This is a genomic window from Streptomyces sp. TAA486, from assembly GCF_000426165.1.
The window spans coordinates 92153-110308 of record NZ_AUEV01000019.1 but is presented as its reverse complement, the minus strand read 5'-3'; the positions used below and the strand labels follow the sequence as shown (position 1 = coordinate 110308).

General features: G+C 72.1%; 6 protein-coding genes. All 6 read left to right on the top strand.

All coding sequences use genetic code 11. The features are described 5' to 3' along the window. The first annotated feature begins 1068 nt into the window (after positions 1 to 1068). The 6 genes from I004_RS0124660 to I004_RS40495 all read left to right on the top strand — a co-directional run bounded on the left by I004_RS0124660 (position 1069) and on the right by I004_RS40495 (position 18106). A complete protein-coding gene (locus tag I004_RS0124660) occupies positions 1069 to 8439 on the top strand; it encodes a type I polyketide synthase (protein ID WP_028437689.1) in 7371 nt (2456 codons plus the stop codon). Positions 8440 to 8442: 3 nt separating this feature from the next. Then, positions 8443 to 13191, top strand: a complete 4749-nt coding sequence (locus tag I004_RS0124655; protein WP_028437688.1) for a type I polyketide synthase — start codon at positions 8443 to 8445, stop codon at positions 13189 to 13191. A 92-nt stretch (positions 13192 to 13283) separates the two neighbouring features. After that, positions 13284 to 13538 carry a phosphopantetheine-binding protein gene (locus tag I004_RS35850; protein ID WP_051345406.1) on the top strand — a complete coding sequence of 85 codons (255 nt, stop codon included), beginning with the start codon at positions 13284 to 13286 and terminating at the stop codon, positions 13536 to 13538. Positions 13539 to 13544: 6 nt separating this feature from the next. Further along, positions 13545 to 14381 (top strand): alpha/beta fold hydrolase, encoded by an 837-nt coding sequence (locus I004_RS0124645; RefSeq protein WP_028437687.1) that lies wholly within the window; start codon positions 13545 to 13547, stop codon positions 14379 to 14381. Next, the gene (locus tag I004_RS0124640; RefSeq protein ID WP_028437686.1) at positions 14378 to 15574 is read left to right on the top strand and encodes a glycosyltransferase; all 1197 of its coding nucleotides are present in this window, start codon (positions 14378 to 14380) and stop codon (positions 15572 to 15574) included. Before I004_RS0124645 ends, I004_RS0124640 begins: the two co-directional genes overlap by 4 nt. Before the next feature lie 33 nt (positions 15575 to 15607). Then, complete coding sequence (locus tag I004_RS40495) at positions 15608 to 18106, top strand: ABC transporter ATP-binding protein (protein WP_486580215.1); 2499 nt, start codon at positions 15608 to 15610, stop codon at positions 18104 to 18106. The last annotated feature ends 50 nt before the right edge of the window (positions 18107 to 18156 follow it).

Sequence of the window (18156 nt, the reverse complement as noted above, 5' to 3'; positions counted from 1 at the left end):
TCTTCTTCGACGTTCCGGTCCGTGTCCTGGTCGGCACCTCGGTCGGCGCCGTCCGGCTCGGAGGATCTCGCACCCTGCCCGTTTAAATCGGTTTAGACAAGCCTGTGAACCGGACTTGGGTGCTCCGCGCCTAGCGCCGGATCGCCGTCCTGTCGAGTCCTGGGTACGAACAGGCGGGAAACAGAGGGTGGTTGCGACCCGGTCGACCGACGAGTGTGGCCGGATGAGGTCACGACGGCCGAAAGCGCACCTTCATGCCGCGGCAGGGAGCTGAAATCGCACCGCACGGGTGTCGGCACACATGATTTCGTGGCAGGTAATTGCCATTGTGTGTCCGTCTCTTGTGACTCACGAGTATCCCGACGTACTTTCTCCGCGCGTAGACATTCCGCCCCCACCGGGACAGTCGCCAAGGAGACCGCCGTGATCGCCAACCACCTTGCCCCGAGGGTGAGATCGAGCAGACGTATGCCGATGCCAGGACGGGCCCTCGTGCCCGCACCGGCCGCCGGCGCCGCGCACGCGGAGTCGTCCGTCCACCGGACCGCCACTGACGTGGCCTCTCTACCCGCGCCCTTCGACGGGTGACGGGTGGTCCAGTCCCGGAGTCCCCTCCCGGTCGCGTATTTGCGCGTTTGCTCAATGGCGGCCGCGGGTGCGGGGACCTGGGGCACAATCGCGGGACAACCGGAATCCGCCCGGCGCAACCCGCCCCGGGCCACCGGCAGGCCGACCCCCTGCCGCACAGGTGGCCCGTCGCGGCCGCCGGTTGATCCGGAAATCCCCGCTTCAATGCTGTGATCTGCCACACAGTCCCCGTGTGGCACGTAAGCGGACGGTTACATGGCCATGACAAACGTAATGACCCCTGCGTTTTGTCTTCATGACGTGCGTGTCAAGGCCCTGCTCGGTGTGCCACGGAGGGCGAATTGCCCGGTCGTGGGCGGCTCTCCGACGGTTGACGGAGAGTGACGTGCAGCCGGACAACCATCGGTTGACCGCACAGTAACCGTCCCGTCTACTACGCATGGTCAGCTGACCGAAGCGATCGTGCAGTCGGGAGAGCCCATGAGGATGCTGGATACGGACGCGTCCCACGTGTCCTCGCGATCCAACCCGGTCATCGCGATCAACCCCCTGCACAGGCCGTCACCGCGGCTCACCGCCGGCGCCTGCGCCGCGGGTGCACTCGGTGTGCTGGAACTGCCCGCCGGTGACGGCGCGCTGCGCGAGGCGGCCGAGCATCTCGACCGCACGAACCGCTGGGCGGCACGCCCGTTCGGTGTCCGTATCCGCCCCGGGTGCCCGGTGACGGACGGCGACCTTCCCGACGCCGCGGAGACCGTGCTGATCGCCGACCCCGCGCGCTCTCCGGGGGAGTTCGGCGGACGGCGCGTCCTCGTCGAGGTCACGGGGCTGGACGAAGCGCGCCGTGCCGCGGCGTCCGGAGCGCACGGCCTCATCGTCCGCGGCACCGAAGCGGGCGGCCGCGCCGGGGAGTTGAGCACCTTCGTGCTGCTGCAGCAGGTGCTCGCGGCCCTCGGCGGCGGAGGCCGCGACGGGCTGCCCGACGGGATGCCCGTGTGGGCGTGCGGTGGCATCGGGCCCCACACCGCTGCCGCGGCCGTCGCGGGTGGAGCGGCCGGTGTCGTACTGGACACGCAGCTGGGCCTTCTGGACGAGGCCGGCTTGCCGCTGGAGATCACCGAGGCCCTCTCCGGGCTCGACGGCTCCGAGACGGTGCTGCACCACGGCATGCGCGTGCTGCGGCGTCGCGGTCCCGGCGCACCCGAACTGCCCGAGGACGCCGGGGAGTTCATCTCCCGCATCGGCGGCGACGATCTGCGCTCACAGTTCCTCCCCGTCGGCCAGGACGCCTTCCTGGCGGCGTCCTTCGCGCGCCGGTGGAGCTCCGTCACCGATGTCGTACGGGGGATACGCGAAGCCGTCGCGGCCGCCGTCCAGGACGACCAGGCGGCCACCGCACTGGGCCCCGGAGCTCCCGGCGCCGCCGCCCTCGGCACCCGGCTGCCCGTCGCGCAGGGGCCGATGACCCGCGTCAGTGACCAGCCCGACTTCGCCGCCGCCGTCGCCGCGGACGGCGCACTGCCCTTCCTCGCGCTGGCGCTCGCCGGTGCAGGCCAGACCAGGACGATGCTGGAGGCCACCAAGTCCGCGCTGGGCGAGGCCCCTTGGGGCGTGGGCATCCTCGGATTCGCCGACGAGGAGATCAGGGCGGCCCAGCTGGAGGCCGTACGCCAGGTGCGGCCCACCCACGCGATCATCGCCGGCGGCCGTCCCGCACAGGCGGCCGCGCTGGAGGCGGAGGGCATATCCACCTTCCTGCACGTGCCCTCGCCGGGGCTGCTGCGGCAGTTCCTCGCCGCGGGCGCCCGCAAGTTCATCTTCGAGGGCGCCGAGTGCGGCGGGCACGTCGGCCCGCGCAACAGCTTCCCGCTCTGGGAGGCGCAGGCCGAGATCCTGCTGGAGTTCGTGGCGAAGGAGAGACCCGGCGCTGCCGGTGAGATCACGGTCCTCTTCGCCGGCGGCGTGCACGACGAACGTTCCGCCTCGATGGTCGCCGCTCTCGCCGCACCCCTGACCCGCGCCGGGGTCGCCACCGGCGTACTGATGGGCACCGCCTACCTGTTCACCCAGGAAGCCGTGGACGCAGGTGCCATCCTTCCCCGCTTCCAGCAGCAGGTCGTCGCCGCCGAGCGCACCGACCTGCTGGAGACCGCGCCCGGACACGCCACCCGATGCGCACACAGCGCCTTCACCTCCCACTTCGCCTCGCTCAAGGACCAGTTGCGCGAGGCCGGCGTACCCGAGCGTGAGATCTGGGAGCAGCTGGAGAAGTTCAACGTCGGCCGGCTGCGTGTCGCCAGCAAGGGCATCGAACGCGTCGGGCCCGAGCTGCGCGGAGTGGACGAGCAACGCCAGGGCGACGAGGGCATGTTCATGGCCGGTGAGGTCTGCGTGCTGCGCAGGAACGTCACGACGGTCGCCGCCCTCCACGAGTCCGTGGGCGAGCGGGCCGCCGCCCTGCTGCGCGTACGCGCACACCGGCTGCGGGACGAACTGGGCCTCGCGACGGGCGGATCCGGGGCCGAGGAGGAGAACCGGGCCGAACCGCTGCGCATCGCGGTCGTCGGCATGGCGGGCATGTTCCCCGGCGCAGAGGACCTCACCGCCTTCTGGGCCAACGTGCTGGCAGGCAAGGACTGCGTCACGGAGGTGCCCGAGGAGCGCTGGGACCCGGAGCTGTACTACGCGCCTGACGGCGACGGGGAGCGAACTCCGTCACGCTGGGGAGGTTTCCTTCCCGAAATACCCTTCGACCCGCTGAGCTTCGGCATCCCGCCCGCCTCGCTGGCCAGCATCGAGCCCGTGCAGCTGCTGGCCCTGGAGGCCGCGCGGCGCGCCCTGGCCGACGCCGGCTGCGAGGGACGGCCCGTCGACCACTCCCGTACATCCGTCGTCTTCGGGGCGGAGGCCGGCAGCGACCTGTCCAACGCCAGCGTCCTGCGCACCGTGCTTCCGGCGTACCTCGGCGGTGATCTGCCCGCCGCCCTCGACGAGCAGCTGCCGCACCTGACCGAGGACTCCTTCCCCGGTGTCCTGGCCAACGTCATCGCCGGGCGGATCGCCAACCGGCTCAACCTCGGCGGGGCCAACTACACCGTGGACGCGGCGTGCGCCTCGTCGCTGACCGCCGTGGACGTCGCCTGCAAGGAACTGGTCACCGGCACAAGCGACATGGTGCTCTGCGGCGGCGCGGACCTGCACAACGGAATCAACGACTATCTGCTTTTCTCGTCCGTCCACGCCCTCTCGCCGACCGGGCGCTCCTCCACGTTCGACGACGGCGCCGACGGCATCGCGCTCGGCGAGGGCGTCGGCTGCGTCGTGCTCAAGCGCCTCGCCGACGCCGAGCGCGACGGCGACCGCATCTACGCGGTGATCGACGGCGTCGGCAGCGCGAGCGACGGCCGCGCACTCGGCCTGACCGCGCCGCGCCCCGAGGGCCAGCGCGCCGCGCTCACCCGCGCCTACCGCAACGCGGGCGTCACACCCGCGCAGATCGGTCTGGTCGAGGCGCACGGCACCGGTACCGTGGTGGGCGACCGTACGGAACTGACCACGCTCACCGAGGTGTTCACCGAGGCGGGAGCGTCACCCGGCAGTTGTGCCATCGGATCGGTCAAGTCGCAGATCGGGCACACCAAGTGCGCCGCCGGTCTCGCCGGGCTGATCAAGACGACGCTGGCCCTGTACCACGGTGTGAAGCCCCCGACGCTGCACATCGAAGAGCCCAACGCCGCCTGGAACCAGGACAGCAGTCCCTTCTTCTTCCACTCGGCGGCCAGGCCGTGGGCCGCCGAGGCTTCTGAACGTGTCGCGGGTGTAAGCGCATTCGGCTTCGGCGGCACGAACTTCCACGCCGTGCTGCGTGCCTACGACCAGGCGCCCTCCGTGCACTCCAGCGACGAGTGGCCGGTCGAGCTGTTCACCTTCCGCGGCAAGGACGACGCCTCGGCGCAGCGTGCCGTCCGCCGGCTCCTGGAGAAGGTCGAACAGGCCGGGAACGGCGGCACGTGGCGGCTGCGGGACTACGCGCTCGGCGCCGCCCGCGTCAGCGACTCGGCCGCCGTACGGGGCGAGCCCGTGCGCATCGCCCTCCTCGCCCAGAGCGTCGCGGAACTGCCAGGACTGCTGCAACGTGCGGCCGAGGGTGCGCACGACCCCGCGGCGGGCATCTTCGCCGCCGGGGGCAGCACCAGCGGGGCGGGAAGGGCCGGGAATCCTCCCCCTCGCTCATCCCCCTGGCTGCGCCGGGAGGTGCCCCCAGGGGGGACCCCCACCGGGACGGAGCCCGGGGAAGGCGCCGTCGCGTTCCTCTTCCCCGGACAGGGCAGTCAGCGCCCCGGGATGCTCGCCGACCTCTTCGTCGCCTTTCCCGAACTCCAGCGCTACCTGCACATGGGCAGCCGCTGGGCGGACGCGCTCTACCCCCCGACCGCCTTCGACAAAGCGACTGCCGACGCGCAGCTCGCCCGCATCACCGACACCGCCGTCGCGCAGCCCACCCTGGGCATCGTCGAACTCGCCGCGGCCGACCTGCTCGCCTCCCTCGGCATCCGCCCGGACATGGCGGCCGGTCACAGCTACGGCGAACTCGTCGCGCTGGGCGTCGCGGGGGCACTGTCTCCCCAGGACGTGCTCACGGCGAGCGCCGCACGCGCCGAGGCGATACTCGACCAGATCCCGGACGAGGGCGACGCAGGCGCCATGGCCGCCGTCACCGCGCTGCCCGAGAAGGTCGATGAGGTGCTGGCCCTGGCGGGCCTGGACGGCGAGGTCGTCACCGCCAACCGGAACTCGCCGAGGCAGACCGTGATCTCCGGACCGACTCCGGCCGTCACGAAGGCCGTCGGCCACCTCAAGGACGCCGGCCTGTCCGCCAAGACGCTGCAGGTGGCGTGCGCCTTCCACAGCCCGCTCGTGGCAGGCGCCGGTGAGGCGTTCGCGCGGACGCTGCAGTCGATGTACATACACGCGCCCGGACTTCCCGTCTGGTCCAACAGCACGGCCGAGCCCTACGACGCCGTCCCCCATGCGGTGCGCGCAGGGCTCGCCCAACAGATCGGATCCCCGGTCCGGTTCGCCGAACAGATCGAGTCCATGTATGCCGCGGGCGCCCGCGTCTTCACAGAGGTCGGACCTGGCAAGGTCCTGACCAGGCTCGTTTCGGCGATCCTGGGGGATCGTCCGCACAGTACGGTCACATTTGAGGACGCCAGGCGCGGGGGACTGTACGGTTTTCTCGCCGGTGTCGCACAACTTGCCGTCGCCGGCACAGACGTGCGCACCGGAAAGCTCTACCAGGGGCGGGACGCCGTCGACCCGGAGAGCGCCACCCCCGGCAAGCCCGCCGGCTGGACCGTGGACGGTCAGCTCATCCGCCTCGCCGACGGCACCATTCCGCCCAACGCCCTTCGTCCCCCACGTCCAGTCACGGAGCTGATCGTGCCGGAACCCCCCACGCAGGACAGCCCCACGCTGTCCGGTCCGGACGCTCTCATCGCCGAATTCCTGCGCTCCAGCAGGGAGATGGTCACAGCGCAGAGAGATGTGCTGCTGCGCTACCTGGGAGCCACCGACCTTCCCCCCGCTCCCGCCGGTCCATCGGCGCTGCCCGCCCCATCCGTCGCGCTGCCTGCCGCGGCTGCCCCCGTGGCGGCCGCGAGCACGCCCGCCGCCCCTGCCGAGTCCGTTCCCGCGGCCGCTGCCGTGCCGGTTCCGGCCGGTGCCGTTCCCGCTGTGCTGTCGGCGGAGGCGGTGCTGGAGTCGGTGTTGTCGGTGGTGGCGGAGCGTACGGGTTATCCGGTGGAGATGATCGAGCCGGGCTTGGATCTGGAGGCGGATCTGAGTGTGGATTCGATCAAGAGGGCTGAGATCGCTGGTGAGTTGGCGGTGCGGTTGGGTCTGCCTGTGGGGCAGGACGCCGATGTGGAGGAGCTGAGTACGGCCCGTACCGCGGCCGGGATCACCGAGCTCCTCGTCGCCAGGATCGGCTCCGCGGCCCCCGCGTCCGTTCCCGCGGCCGCTGCTGCCGCCCCCTCTGGGCCGGCCGCTGCGCTGTCGGCGGAGGCGGTGCTGGAGTCGGTGTTGTCGGTGGTGGCGGAGCGTACGGGTTATCCGGTGGAGATGATCGAGCCGGGCTTGGATCTGGAGGCGGATCTGAGTGTGGATTCGATCAAGAGGGCTGAGATCGCTGGTGAGTTGGCGGTGCGGTTGGGTCTGCCTGTGGGGCAGGACGCCGATGTGGAGGAGCTGAGTACGGCCCGTACCGCGGCCGGGATCACCGAGCTCCTCGTCGCCAGGCTGGCCCCTGCCGCCGGGACCGAGGCTCCGCAAGCCGCGACGCCCGGAACCGCGCCCGCACAGGCGGAGAGCGGTGCCTCCGAAGAGCCCGCCGCGGGCGGCGCCGTCGTCGTGGCGCCGCAGCGGCTGGAGTTCACCGAGGTCGAGCTGCCCACGCCGCCCGCCCCCACCCTCGCCGCGGGAACCACCGTGACCGTCCTCGGCGGCGGCGCGCTGGGCACCCTCGTGGCGGAGAGGCTGCGGGAGGTGGGCGCGCTGCCGCACACCGTGCCCGACGGGCAGCGGCTCCCCGAGGAGCTCGGAGAGATCGTCTTCCATCTGCACTTCCTTCAGTCGCCGGAGGTCACGCTCCCGGAGACCTTCCCGCTCTTCCAGGGCGTCCTGGCCTCCGGGCCCGCACGCCTTATCGGGGCGGAACGCCGCGCCGAGGGCGCAGCGTCCGGCCTGCGGGGCTTCTTCCGCAGCGTCGCCCGCGAATACGAGGACGTCGCCGCGACACTCGTCGAGGTCGGCGCGGACGACGCCCCGGAGACGGTCGCCCGCGTTCTCGTGGCCGAACTCGGCGCCACGGAGCGCGAACCTGTCGTCCTCGCCGAGGGCGGACGCAGGCGGGCCCTGAAGCTCGCGCCCAAGGACCTGGGTGCCGTCGCCGCGACGGGCGCCGGCCCGGCCGGCGACGGCGTGTCCGAGGCGGCCGCCGCCGGACTCGACCGCGACTCGGTCCTGCTGCTGGTCGGCGGAGCCCGCGGCATCACCGCACGCTTCGCCCGCACGGTCGCCGCCGCGAGCCGCTGCCGGATCGAACTGCTGGGCCGCACCCCCGTGCCCCCGCAGTCCGAGGACCCGGTCACTGCCGCGGCGTCGGGACGCGACGAGCTGCGCACGGCCTTCATCGCGTCCGGCATGAAGTCACCCGCAGAGATCGAGCGTGCCGTTTCCGCCGTCCTCGCCGAACGCGAAGTGCGCGAAACCCTCACCGCGCTACGGGAGTCGGGCAGCCAAGCGCGCTACCGCTCCGTCGACGCGCTGGACGAGGAAGCGGTACGGGCCGCCGTGAAGGAGATACACGCGGAGCACGGCAGGCTCGACGGAGTCGTCTACGCGGCAGGTGTCATCGAGGACAAGCTGATCGCCGAGAAGTCGCCCGAGTCCTTCCGCCGTGTCTTCTCCACGAAGGCCGACGGTGCCCGCGTACTGCTCGACGCGCTCGGCGCGCTGCCCGAATCCCCGCGCTTCGCCGTGCTGTTCGGCAGCATCGCCGGAGCGCTGGGCAACCGCGGACAGGCCGACTACGCGGCCGCCAACGACGCCTTGGAGGAGCTGGGGCGGCGCTGGTCGACCGAGGACCGCCGTGGCCTGACCGTCCACTGGGGTCCATGGGCCGCGTCGGAGACCAACAGCGGCATGGTGACGCCCGAACTGATGCGTTCCTACGCGGCTCGTGGCATCGAGCTCCTCGACCCCGAAGAGGGGCCGCTGAGTCTCCTGCGCGAACTCGCCTGGGGAGCGCCCACGGTGCACGCGGTGGTCGCCGCTGCATCCGGCTGGTGAACCATGTCCGCCCCTGAGCGGGGTTCGCCCCGCACCCCCGTCGCGATCGTCGGCATGGCCGCTCTCTTCCCGGGCGCCGGCGATCTGGACCGCTACTGGCAGAACATCGTCGGCGGCGTCGACGCGATCACCGATGTGCCCGAAGGCCGCTGGGACGAGGAGTTCTACGCGGCCGACGGGCCGCGGCGCGCCGACCGCGTCTACTGCCGACGCGGCGGATTCATCGACGACACCGCCGAGTTCGACCTGACGCGGTTCGGCATCATGCCCAACTCGGTGCCCGGGACCGAGCCCGACCAGCTGATCGCCCTTGATGTGGCCAACCGCTCCATCGAGGACGCCGGCGGGGACGGTGTGCTGCCGGAGGACCGGCAGCGGGCAGGCGTCGTACTGGGTCGCGGCGGATACCTCACGCCCGGCCTGGTCCGGCTCGACCAGCGCGTACGTACGAGCAACCAGGTCGTGCGCACACTCCGCGAGCTGGTGCCCGAACTGGGCGAGGACCGGCTGGAAGAGGTGCGCTCGGCCTTCGCCGCCCAACTCGGGCCCGAGGCACCGGAGTCGGCCATCGGCCTGGTGCCCAACCTGGCGGCCTCACGTGTGGCGAACCGTCTCGACCTGCGCGGCCCCGCCTACACCGTCGACGCCGCGTGCGCCTCGTCGCTCGTGGCCGTCGACCACGCGGTACGCGAACTCGACGCCGGACGCTGCGACATCATGCTCGCCGGCGGCGTGCACCACTGCCACGACATCACCCTGTGGTCCGTCTTCAGCCAACTCGGTGCGCTCTCGAGGAGCCAGCGGATACGCCCCCTGCACCGCGGCGCGGACGGCGTCCTCATCGGTGAGGGCACCGGAATCGTGGTGCTCAAGCGCCTCGCGGACGCCGAACGCGACGGCGACCGGATCTACGCCGTGGTGCGCGGCACGGGCGTGGCCAGCGACGGCCGTTCGGCCAGCCTGTTCAATCCCGACCCCGGCGGCCAGGTGCGTGCCGTGCGTCAGGCGTGGGACGCCGCCGGACTCGACCCGCGCGCACCCGGCGCCATCGGGCTGCTGGAGGCGCACGGCACCGCGACACCCGCGGGCGACGAGGCCGAACTGACCACGCTCGCCGAGGTGTTCGGCACCGGCACGGCGCCCGGGGGCACGGACGCGGAGCAGAGCAGCAGCCGCGCGGCCATCGGCTCGGTGAAGTCGATGATCGGGCACACCATGCCCGCCGCGGGCATAGCCGGACTCATCAAGGCCGCACTCGCCGTGCACCACAGGGTGCTGCCCCCGACGCTGCACTGCGACGACCCGCACCCCGCCCTGGCCCGCACACGGTTCGCGCCGCTCGCCGAGGCACGCGCCTGGGAGGAATCGGCAGACGGCACCCCGCGCCGGGCGGGCGTCAACGCCTTCGGCTTCGGCGGCATCAACGCGCACGTCGTACTGGAGCAGCCGGCGACGCGCCCCGCAGAGGGGAAGTCCTCTGCCCACACGGCCCCCACGGCCACGGCGCAGGTCGAGGAACCCGAGCGGGTGCTGCGGCTGGCGGCCGACGGCCCGGAGGCGCTCGCGGACCTGCTGGAGCGCGACGACGCGTCGGTTCTGGCGCTCGGCCTCGACGAACTCACCCCCGTGACCGCACGGTGCCGGCTGGGCATCGTCGACCCGACAGCCCGCCGACTGAAGCTCGCGCGCAAGGCCGTCGCCAAGGGTGTGCCGTGGTCCGGCCGCAGCGACGTGTGGTTCAGCCCCCGCCCGATACTCGGTCCCGCGGGAGGGCGCACAGCGTTCGTCTTCCCCGGACTGGAGGCCGAGTTCGACCCCAGGGCGGACGGTCTGGCGGAGCGGTTCGGGCTGGACTTCTCCTTCGGCAAGGACGCGGAGGTCGGCGACGTCGGCCGGCACGGCGCCGCCGTCTTCCAGCTCGGCAGGATCCTCGACGCCGCACTGCGCAAACTCGCCGTCGTCCCCGACGCTGTCGCCGGGCACAGCGTGGGCGAGTGGACGGCGATGGCGTGCGGCGGCATCCATGCGGCCGACGAAGTCGACGCGTTCCTCGCCGGGTTCGACCCGGACGCGCTGCGCGTGCCGGGAGCCGTCTTCGGCGTGCTCGGGATGCCCGCCGAGGATGTTCTCGCTGAGCTCCACGGACGCAACGACGTCGTGCTCTCCCACGACAACGCCCCGAACCAGTCGATGATCTGCGGCGCCGAGGAGGCCGTCGAGGCGATCGTGCTGCGCATGCGGTCCCGCGGAGTGATCAGCCAGGTGCTGCCGTTCCGCTCCGGGTTCCACACCCCGATGCTCGCCCCTTACCTCGGACCGATCCGCGGCGCGGCGGAGGCCTACCGCCTGCATCCGCAGACGACACCAGTGTGGTCCGCGACCACGGCCTCGCCCTATCCCGAAGACCCCGACGAGATACGGGAGTTGTTCGTACGGCACCTGCTCGAACCGGTGCGCTTCCGGCAGATGATCCTGGCCATGTACGACGCCGGGCACCGTGCGTTCATCACGCTCGGAGCCGGGCAGCTGGGCTCCCTCATCGACGACACCCTCTCCGGATGCGACCGCCTCGTCGTCTCCGCACACGCCGGCACCCGGGACAGCCTCGCCCAGCTGCGCCGGGTCGTCACCGCGCTGTGGGCCGAGGGCGCCTCACCGGACGTGCGGCCGCTGCTGGGCTCCGGGGACGCCGATCGGAGCGAGGCGAAGCAGGCCAAGCCCTCCGCACGCCGCCCGGGCATGCGGCTGGACCTCGACGGGGCGCTGGTGTCCCTGCCCGAATCGGTTCACGGAAGCCTGTCCGGAGTGGTCGGTGCGGCGGCAGCGATCGCCCCCGCGGAACCGGTCACCGCGGCGTCGGCCCCGGTCGCGGCGCTCGCCTCCGCCTCGATGGCGCGGCTGGACCGGGCGGGCTCGGGCAATCCGCTGGCTGCCGAACTCTCCGCGCTCCTGCACGACACGGCCTCGGCCGCCGCCGACGTGATCGGTGCCGGAGCCCGCCGCCGAGTACCGGCCGCACGACCCGCACACCGAGGTCACGCGGGCGGCCCGGCCGCGCGGCGCGGTCCGGCGCCTGCACCGCCCTCGCGCCCGCAGGGCCGGGAGCGCACGGCGCCGCCCGCGTCCACCACCTCGCCGGCGCCCCCGGTACCGGAACCCCCGCAGCCCCAGGTGGCCTCGGTGCCGTCCGTGCTCCGCGTGGGCGTGGAGGAGATGCCGTACCTGGTCGACCACTGCTTCTTCCGGCAGCGGCCCGGCTGGCCCGACATCGCCGACAGCTGGCCGATCGTGCCGGCCACCACCGTGATCAAGCACCTCATGGAGATCGCGGAACGCGCCGTGCCGGGCATGCGCGCGGTGGGTCTGCGCGACGTGCGGCTGCTGAAGTGGATCGAGGCCGTCCCCGCTCACGACGTCCCGGTCGCCGTCCGCCGGACCGCACCCGCCGAGTTGGAGGTCGAACTGACGGGCTCCTCGCGCGCCGTCGTCGAGCTCGCCCCCCGCCACGACCCTCCCCCAGACTCCGTCCGGGGGGTCCCCCAGGCGCCATGGCCGGTCGACCCGTCCGCGGACCGCACACCGGACATGCGTGCCGAACAGCTCTACACGGAGCGGTGGATGTTCCACGGCCCGCGGTTCCAGGGCGTCACCGAACTGACGGCCATCGGTGACCGGCACGTACGAGGCGTGATCACCGCGCCCGAGGCGCCGGGTTCGCTGCTGGACAACGTCGGCCAGATCCTGGGCTACTGGATCATGGCGACGCTCACCGAGCGCACGACCGTCTTCCCGGTGAGCGTGAACCACATCCGCTTCCACGGCCCCGAGCCCGGCGTGGGCGAGCGCCTGACCTGCTCCATCCGCATCACCGGCGTCACCGACAGCTCGCTCACCGCCGACATGCAGCTGCTGCACGAAGGCCGTGTGTGGGCGGAGTTGAGGGGCTGGACGGACCGCCGCTTCGACACCGACCCGGGCATCCGCGCCGTGGACCGCTTCCCCGGCTGCAACACGCTCTCGGCGCAGCAGCCGGAGGGCTGGTCGCTGGTGCACGAGCGCTGGCCGGACCTGGCGACGCGCGAACTGGTGATGCGCAACATGCTCGGCGGTGAGGAGCGTGCGGGCTACGCGGCGCTTCCTCCCGTCCGCAGACGGCAGTTCCTGCTCGGCAGGATCGCCGCCAAGGACACCGTGCGCGGACTGCTGTGGGCGGAAGGCGCCGGCGACGTCTACCCGGCGGAGGTCTCCGTGCACAACGACGACGAGGGCAGGCCCTTCGTCCGCGGCGTGCACGGGCGCACCGTCGGGGAGATGACGGTCTCCATCGCGCACCGCGGCGAGTGCGGTGTCGCGATCGCACGCCGCGGCCCGTGCGGCATCGACGTCGAGGAGATCACCGCACGTCCGCAGGCCACCGTCGAGGCGGCGTGCGGTGCGGAGGAACTCGCCCTGCTGCGGGGCCTGTCGGAGGACGGGCCGGAGCACGGCGCGGAGAGTTCCGGAAGTGAGGCGGTCTGGTTCACGCGCATGTGGGCGGCGAAGGAAGCCGTCGCGAAGCTGCGTGGCACCGGGCTGAAGGGCCGTCCGTCCGACTACCGCGTGGTCTCGGCGGACAACGACCGGCTCCGGGTGTGTCACGGGGGCGACTCGTACGAGGTGCGGGTGCGGGAAACATCGAATCCGCCGGGCTTGCCCGAGCGGCGGTATGTGGTCGCCTGGGCGGCCGCCTACGAGGACAGGAGTGCGAGATGACCACTGACGCGACCGGGTTCGCGCCTGCGCAGCCGCACGACCAGGCGCAGGCCGGAGCCGAACCGGGGGACGTCCTGGCGGACATCGCCGTTATGCTGCGCGAACTGCTCGAGGAGTACGGCTTCGACGAGGCCGAGATCGGGAGGGAGACCACCTTCCACGACGACCTGGAGCTGGAGAGCATCGACCTGGTGACGCTCTCGGGTTCACTGCGCGAGCACTACGGGGACCGCGTCAACTTCGCCGAGTTCGTGGCCGATCTCGAACTCGACGAGATCATCGCGCTCACCGTCGGGCAGTTGGTGGACTTCGTCGTCGCGTCGCTGCGCACCACGGAAGCGGGCTGATCCGGGATGAAGATCCGTACCGGAGAGATCACCACCCATGTGCAGCGGCTCCCCGCCGCCGCGCGCGAGGGGCAGCAGGGGGAGCCGCCTGTCGTGGTGTTCGTGCACGGGCTGCTGACCGACAGCCTGGCCAGCTACTACTTCACGCTCGGGCCCGCGTTCGCGGCGGCCGGCATCGACGTGATCATGTACGACCTGCGTGGGCACGGCCGGAGCGAACGGCCCGAGAGCGGCTACCAGGTGGAGTGCTTCGTCGACGACCTCGTCGCGCTGCTCGACGCGCTCGGGGAGCACCGGCGGGTGCACGTCGTGGGCAACTCCTTCGGAGGGACGGTCGCAGCCGGTGCGGCCGCCTGGTACCCGGAGAGGATCTCGACCCTCACCCTGATCGAGGCGGAGCCGCCGGTCCCCAGGTGGACCGAGCACATGGCCAACGGGCTCGCCCTCGCCAAGGAGCACCTCGTCAACGAGGACGTCATCGACTGGATCAAGGAGAACCGCGGTGCGCAGACCGCGCGGCTCTCGCGCGTCGCGGGCCGCATCCTCAACTCCACCACGCTGGGCGCGGAGGTGTGGAGCGGACGCGTCATAGACGACGACCTGTCGGCGATCACCTGCCCGGTGCTGGCCATCTTCGGTGAGGAGTCGGGGCTCGTCGCCCAAGTCCCCCTGTTCGAGAGCGCGCTGGAACGCTGCCGCACCGTCGTGCTGCCCGACCAGGGCCATTCCGTCCTGGTGGAGCGCACCAAGGAGACGCGGGACCTGCTTCTGGACTGGATACTCGAGCACGACGAGGCCGAGAAGAGGGCGGCCGGGCACGAACTGGCAGAGGCCGTACGGTGACTCGGTTCCTCTTCGTCGTCCCCCCGCTGGTCGGGCACACCAACCCGCTGCTGGGGGTCGCCGATGAACTCACCGGCAGGGGCCACCGGGTGGCCTGGGCCGGGTACGGCGACCTGATCCGGCGCCTGGCCGGTGCGGACGCCGAGGTCCACGAGACGCGCATGCCGGACAGCGACATCGCAAGGCCGCCGAAGCTGGCCGGGCCCGCGGCCTTCCGCTTCCTGTGGGAGGACTTCTTCGCGCCGCTGGCCGGGCTCATGGCGCCCGGAGTCGACGCCGCAGTACGTGAGTTCGGCCCGGACGTCGTCGTGGCGGACCAGCACGCCGTCGCCGGCGCGCTGGTGGCCGAACGGCACGGCATCCCATACGTGACGTCGGTGACCACCTCGGCCGAACTCACCGACCCGCTCTCCTCGATGCCGAAGGTGGACGCGTGGCTCAAGGGCATCTTCGCCTCGCTGCGCGCCGAGTTCGGAGACGTGCGGCGCAGCGACGACCCCCGCTTCTCCCGGCACGGCATCGTCGCCTTCACCGGCCGCGCGCTGCTCGGCGACGCCCCGCTGCCCTGGGACGGCGTGCACATGGTGGGCCCGGCGATCGCCCCGCGGGCATCGCAATGCGACTTCCCCTACGAGGAGTTGGACCCCCGGCGGCGCAAGGTTCTGGTCACCCTGGGCACGGCAAACGCGGACGCCGGCGGGCGGTTCCTGGGGGAGGCCGCTGCCGCGCTGGAGAGCATGCGCGAGACGGTGCAGGGCATCGTCGTCGACCCCGGCGGCCTGCTCGAAGGGCCGGTGAAGCGGCCCGATTCGGGGCTGCTGGTGCGGGAGTACGTGCCGCAGCTCGATCTGCTTCCCCACCTCGACGCCGTCGTGTGCCACGGCGGCCACAACACCGTGTGCGAATCGCTCTGGCACGGCGTACCGCTCGTCCTCGCACCGATCCGGGACGACCAGCCGATCGTCTCGGGGCAGGTCGTCGACGCCGGTGCCGGTGTGCGGGTGCGCTTCAACCGGGTCGACGCTCCCCGGCTGGCCGCGGCGATCACCTCCGTACTCGATCCGGCGGGCGGCCACATGGCGGTGGCCGAGTCGATCGGCCGCTCCTTCCGTGAGGCCGGTGGTGCGCGGGCTGCCGCGGACCACCTCGACCGCGTCGCCGCACAGGCGGCGAACTACCAGGCAGCAGGCTGACTCCCGCCCGAACAGCGACCTGTAGGACGGAACATGACGACGGCTCCCGGACCCCACGAGCCCTTCGGGTTCTTCAAGGGCTCCCAGCCCCAGGCTCCGCCACCGCAGTATCCGACCGCGCCCGAGCGGCCTGGCGACCCGCGGGCGAGCGTGCTGCGGATCGACCACCGCAAGCGTGCTCCGCTGCGTGTGCTGATGGGGTACGCCCGCCCCCACCGTCTCGTCCTGTTCGCGACGCTGGTCCTCGTGCTCGCCTCCAGCGGAGCGGGCCTGATGCAGCCGCTCGTCGCGCAGCAGGTCCTCACCTCCCTCTCGGGCGAGGGCGATGTGAAGGGTCCCGTCATCCTGCTCGGTGCCCTGGTGGTGGCCGGTGCCGGGCTGACGGGCCTCCAGTCGTGGTGGCAGCAGCGCACATCGGAACGGGTCGTGCGGCGCGTGAGGCAGGACCTGGTCTTCCGGCTGATCAGGCTGCGCGTGCCCGAACTCGACCGGCGTCCCCCGGGCGACCTCATCGCCCGTGTGACCTCCGACAGCACACTGCTGCAGAACGCCGCCACCGAGGGCCTGGTGATGATCGCCAACGGCATCCTCAGCATCGCCGGTGCCGGAGTCCTCATGGGGATAGTGCACCTGCCGCTGCTCGGCGTGACGGTGGGCGTGCTGGTGGCGGTCGGCCTGATCATGGGCGGCATCCTGCCGCGCATCCGCAAGGCGGTCGCCCGCGCCCAGGAGTCGATCGGTGCCGTCGGTTCGGCGCTGGACCGCACGCTCGGCGCCGCCCGCACGGTGAAGGCCAACGGCGCGGAGGACCGGGAGACGGAGGTCGCCGACAAGGCCATCGACGGCGCCTACAAGGCGGGCCTCGTGGGGGCCAAGTACGTCGCGCTCGTCAAGATCCTCTCCGGTGTCTCCATCCAGGCGGCGTTCCTCGCGGTGCTCGGCGTCGGCGGTGCGCTGGTGGCCTCCGGGGACCTCAAGACGCCCCAGCTGATCGCCTTCTTGCTCTACGTCTTCTACCTGGCGAGCCCGATCGGCTCCCTCGTCGCCGGACTGGGCATGCTCCAGCAGGGGCTGGGCGCGGTGGGGCGCATCGAGCAGATCAAGCGGATGGGCGTCGAGGCCGACGTCGACGAACTGCCCCAGGACCACATGCCGCCGCAGGTGGCCCAGGACCACATGCCGCGGCATCCGTCGAGCCCCGGCGCGAACGGCAGGGCGAACGGACGGCCCAACGGCCATGCGAACGGCCTCGCCGACGGCTACATGGACGCGGAAGCGGGACCGCAGGGAAGCCCGTCCTCGACGATGAAGCTGAAGGTCATCGGCGCGCGGGCCGCGGGTGTGCGCAGGCCGCCGACCATCGAGTTCCGCGACGTGCGCTTCGGCTACCCCGGACGCGGCATGGCGCTGAAGGGCATCTCGTGCACCATCCCCGGCGGTACGCAGACGGCACTCGTCGGTCTCTCCGGTGCGGGCAAGACCACCATGTTCGCGCTGCTCCAGCGCTTCTACGACCCGACGGCCGGCCAGATCATCATCGACGGCGTCGACATCGAGAGCATGCGGCGGGCCGAGGTGCGCCGCCGCATCGCCTACGTCGAGCAGGACTCCCCGGTGATGGCGGGCACGCTGGAGGACAACCTCAAGTACTCGGCGACGAACGCGTCCCCTGCGGACATCGCCGAGGCCCTCCGCGTGACGCGACTCGACGCGCTGATCAACCGCCTGCCGGACGGGCTGCGTACCGAGGTCGGCAACCGCGGCGTCTCCCTCTCGGGCGGTGAGCGTCAACGGCTCGCGATCGCACGGGCGTTGCTGCGCAAGCCGGAGGTGCTGCTGCTGGACGAGGCCACGGCGCAGCTCGACGCCCGCAACGAGCAGGCGCTGCGCGAGGCGGTGGACCAGGCGGCCCGGCGGTGCACCGTCATCCTCATCGCGCACCGGCTGTCCACGGTGACCCACGCCGACCAGATCGTGGTGATGGAGCACGGTGAGATCCGGGCGCTCGGCAGCCATGAGGAATTGGTCAAGTCCGACCCGCTGTACCGCGAACTCGCCGCGTCCCAGATGCTCGTGGGCGAAGAGGGCGGGGCGGACACGAAGGGCGGCGCGAAGCCGGGCGGACCTGCCGGCGGGGGAGCGCCCGTCGGAGGGCAGGGCACCGGCACGGGCGGCACTGGCGGCCCTCACGTGCTGAATGGCACGCAGGGCGGCGGGCCGGGTGTGCCTGGTGGCCCGGGTGCCGGGCGTCCCGCTGACCAACAAGGTGCAGGTATGCCGGGTGGCGCGCAGGGCGGTGTGCCGGGTGGCCCCGGTCCTGGGCGTCCTCCCGCTGATCAAGGCGGTGCTCGCATGCCCGGTGGTGCGCAGGGCGGCAGGCCGGGCGCCGCGCCCGCGGGCGCCCCGGGCGGTGGTGGCGGTCAACGGCCCGTGCAGGGAACGGGTCCTGTGCAGGGAACGGGTCCGGGGCCATCGGCGGGTCCTCCGCAGGAGCGCCGTGTCACTTCGCCGGGCGGGCCGCCGCACCGCTGATCGCACGAGCAACTCCAAGCTCCGCGCCGGCACTTCGAACGTGAAGGGCG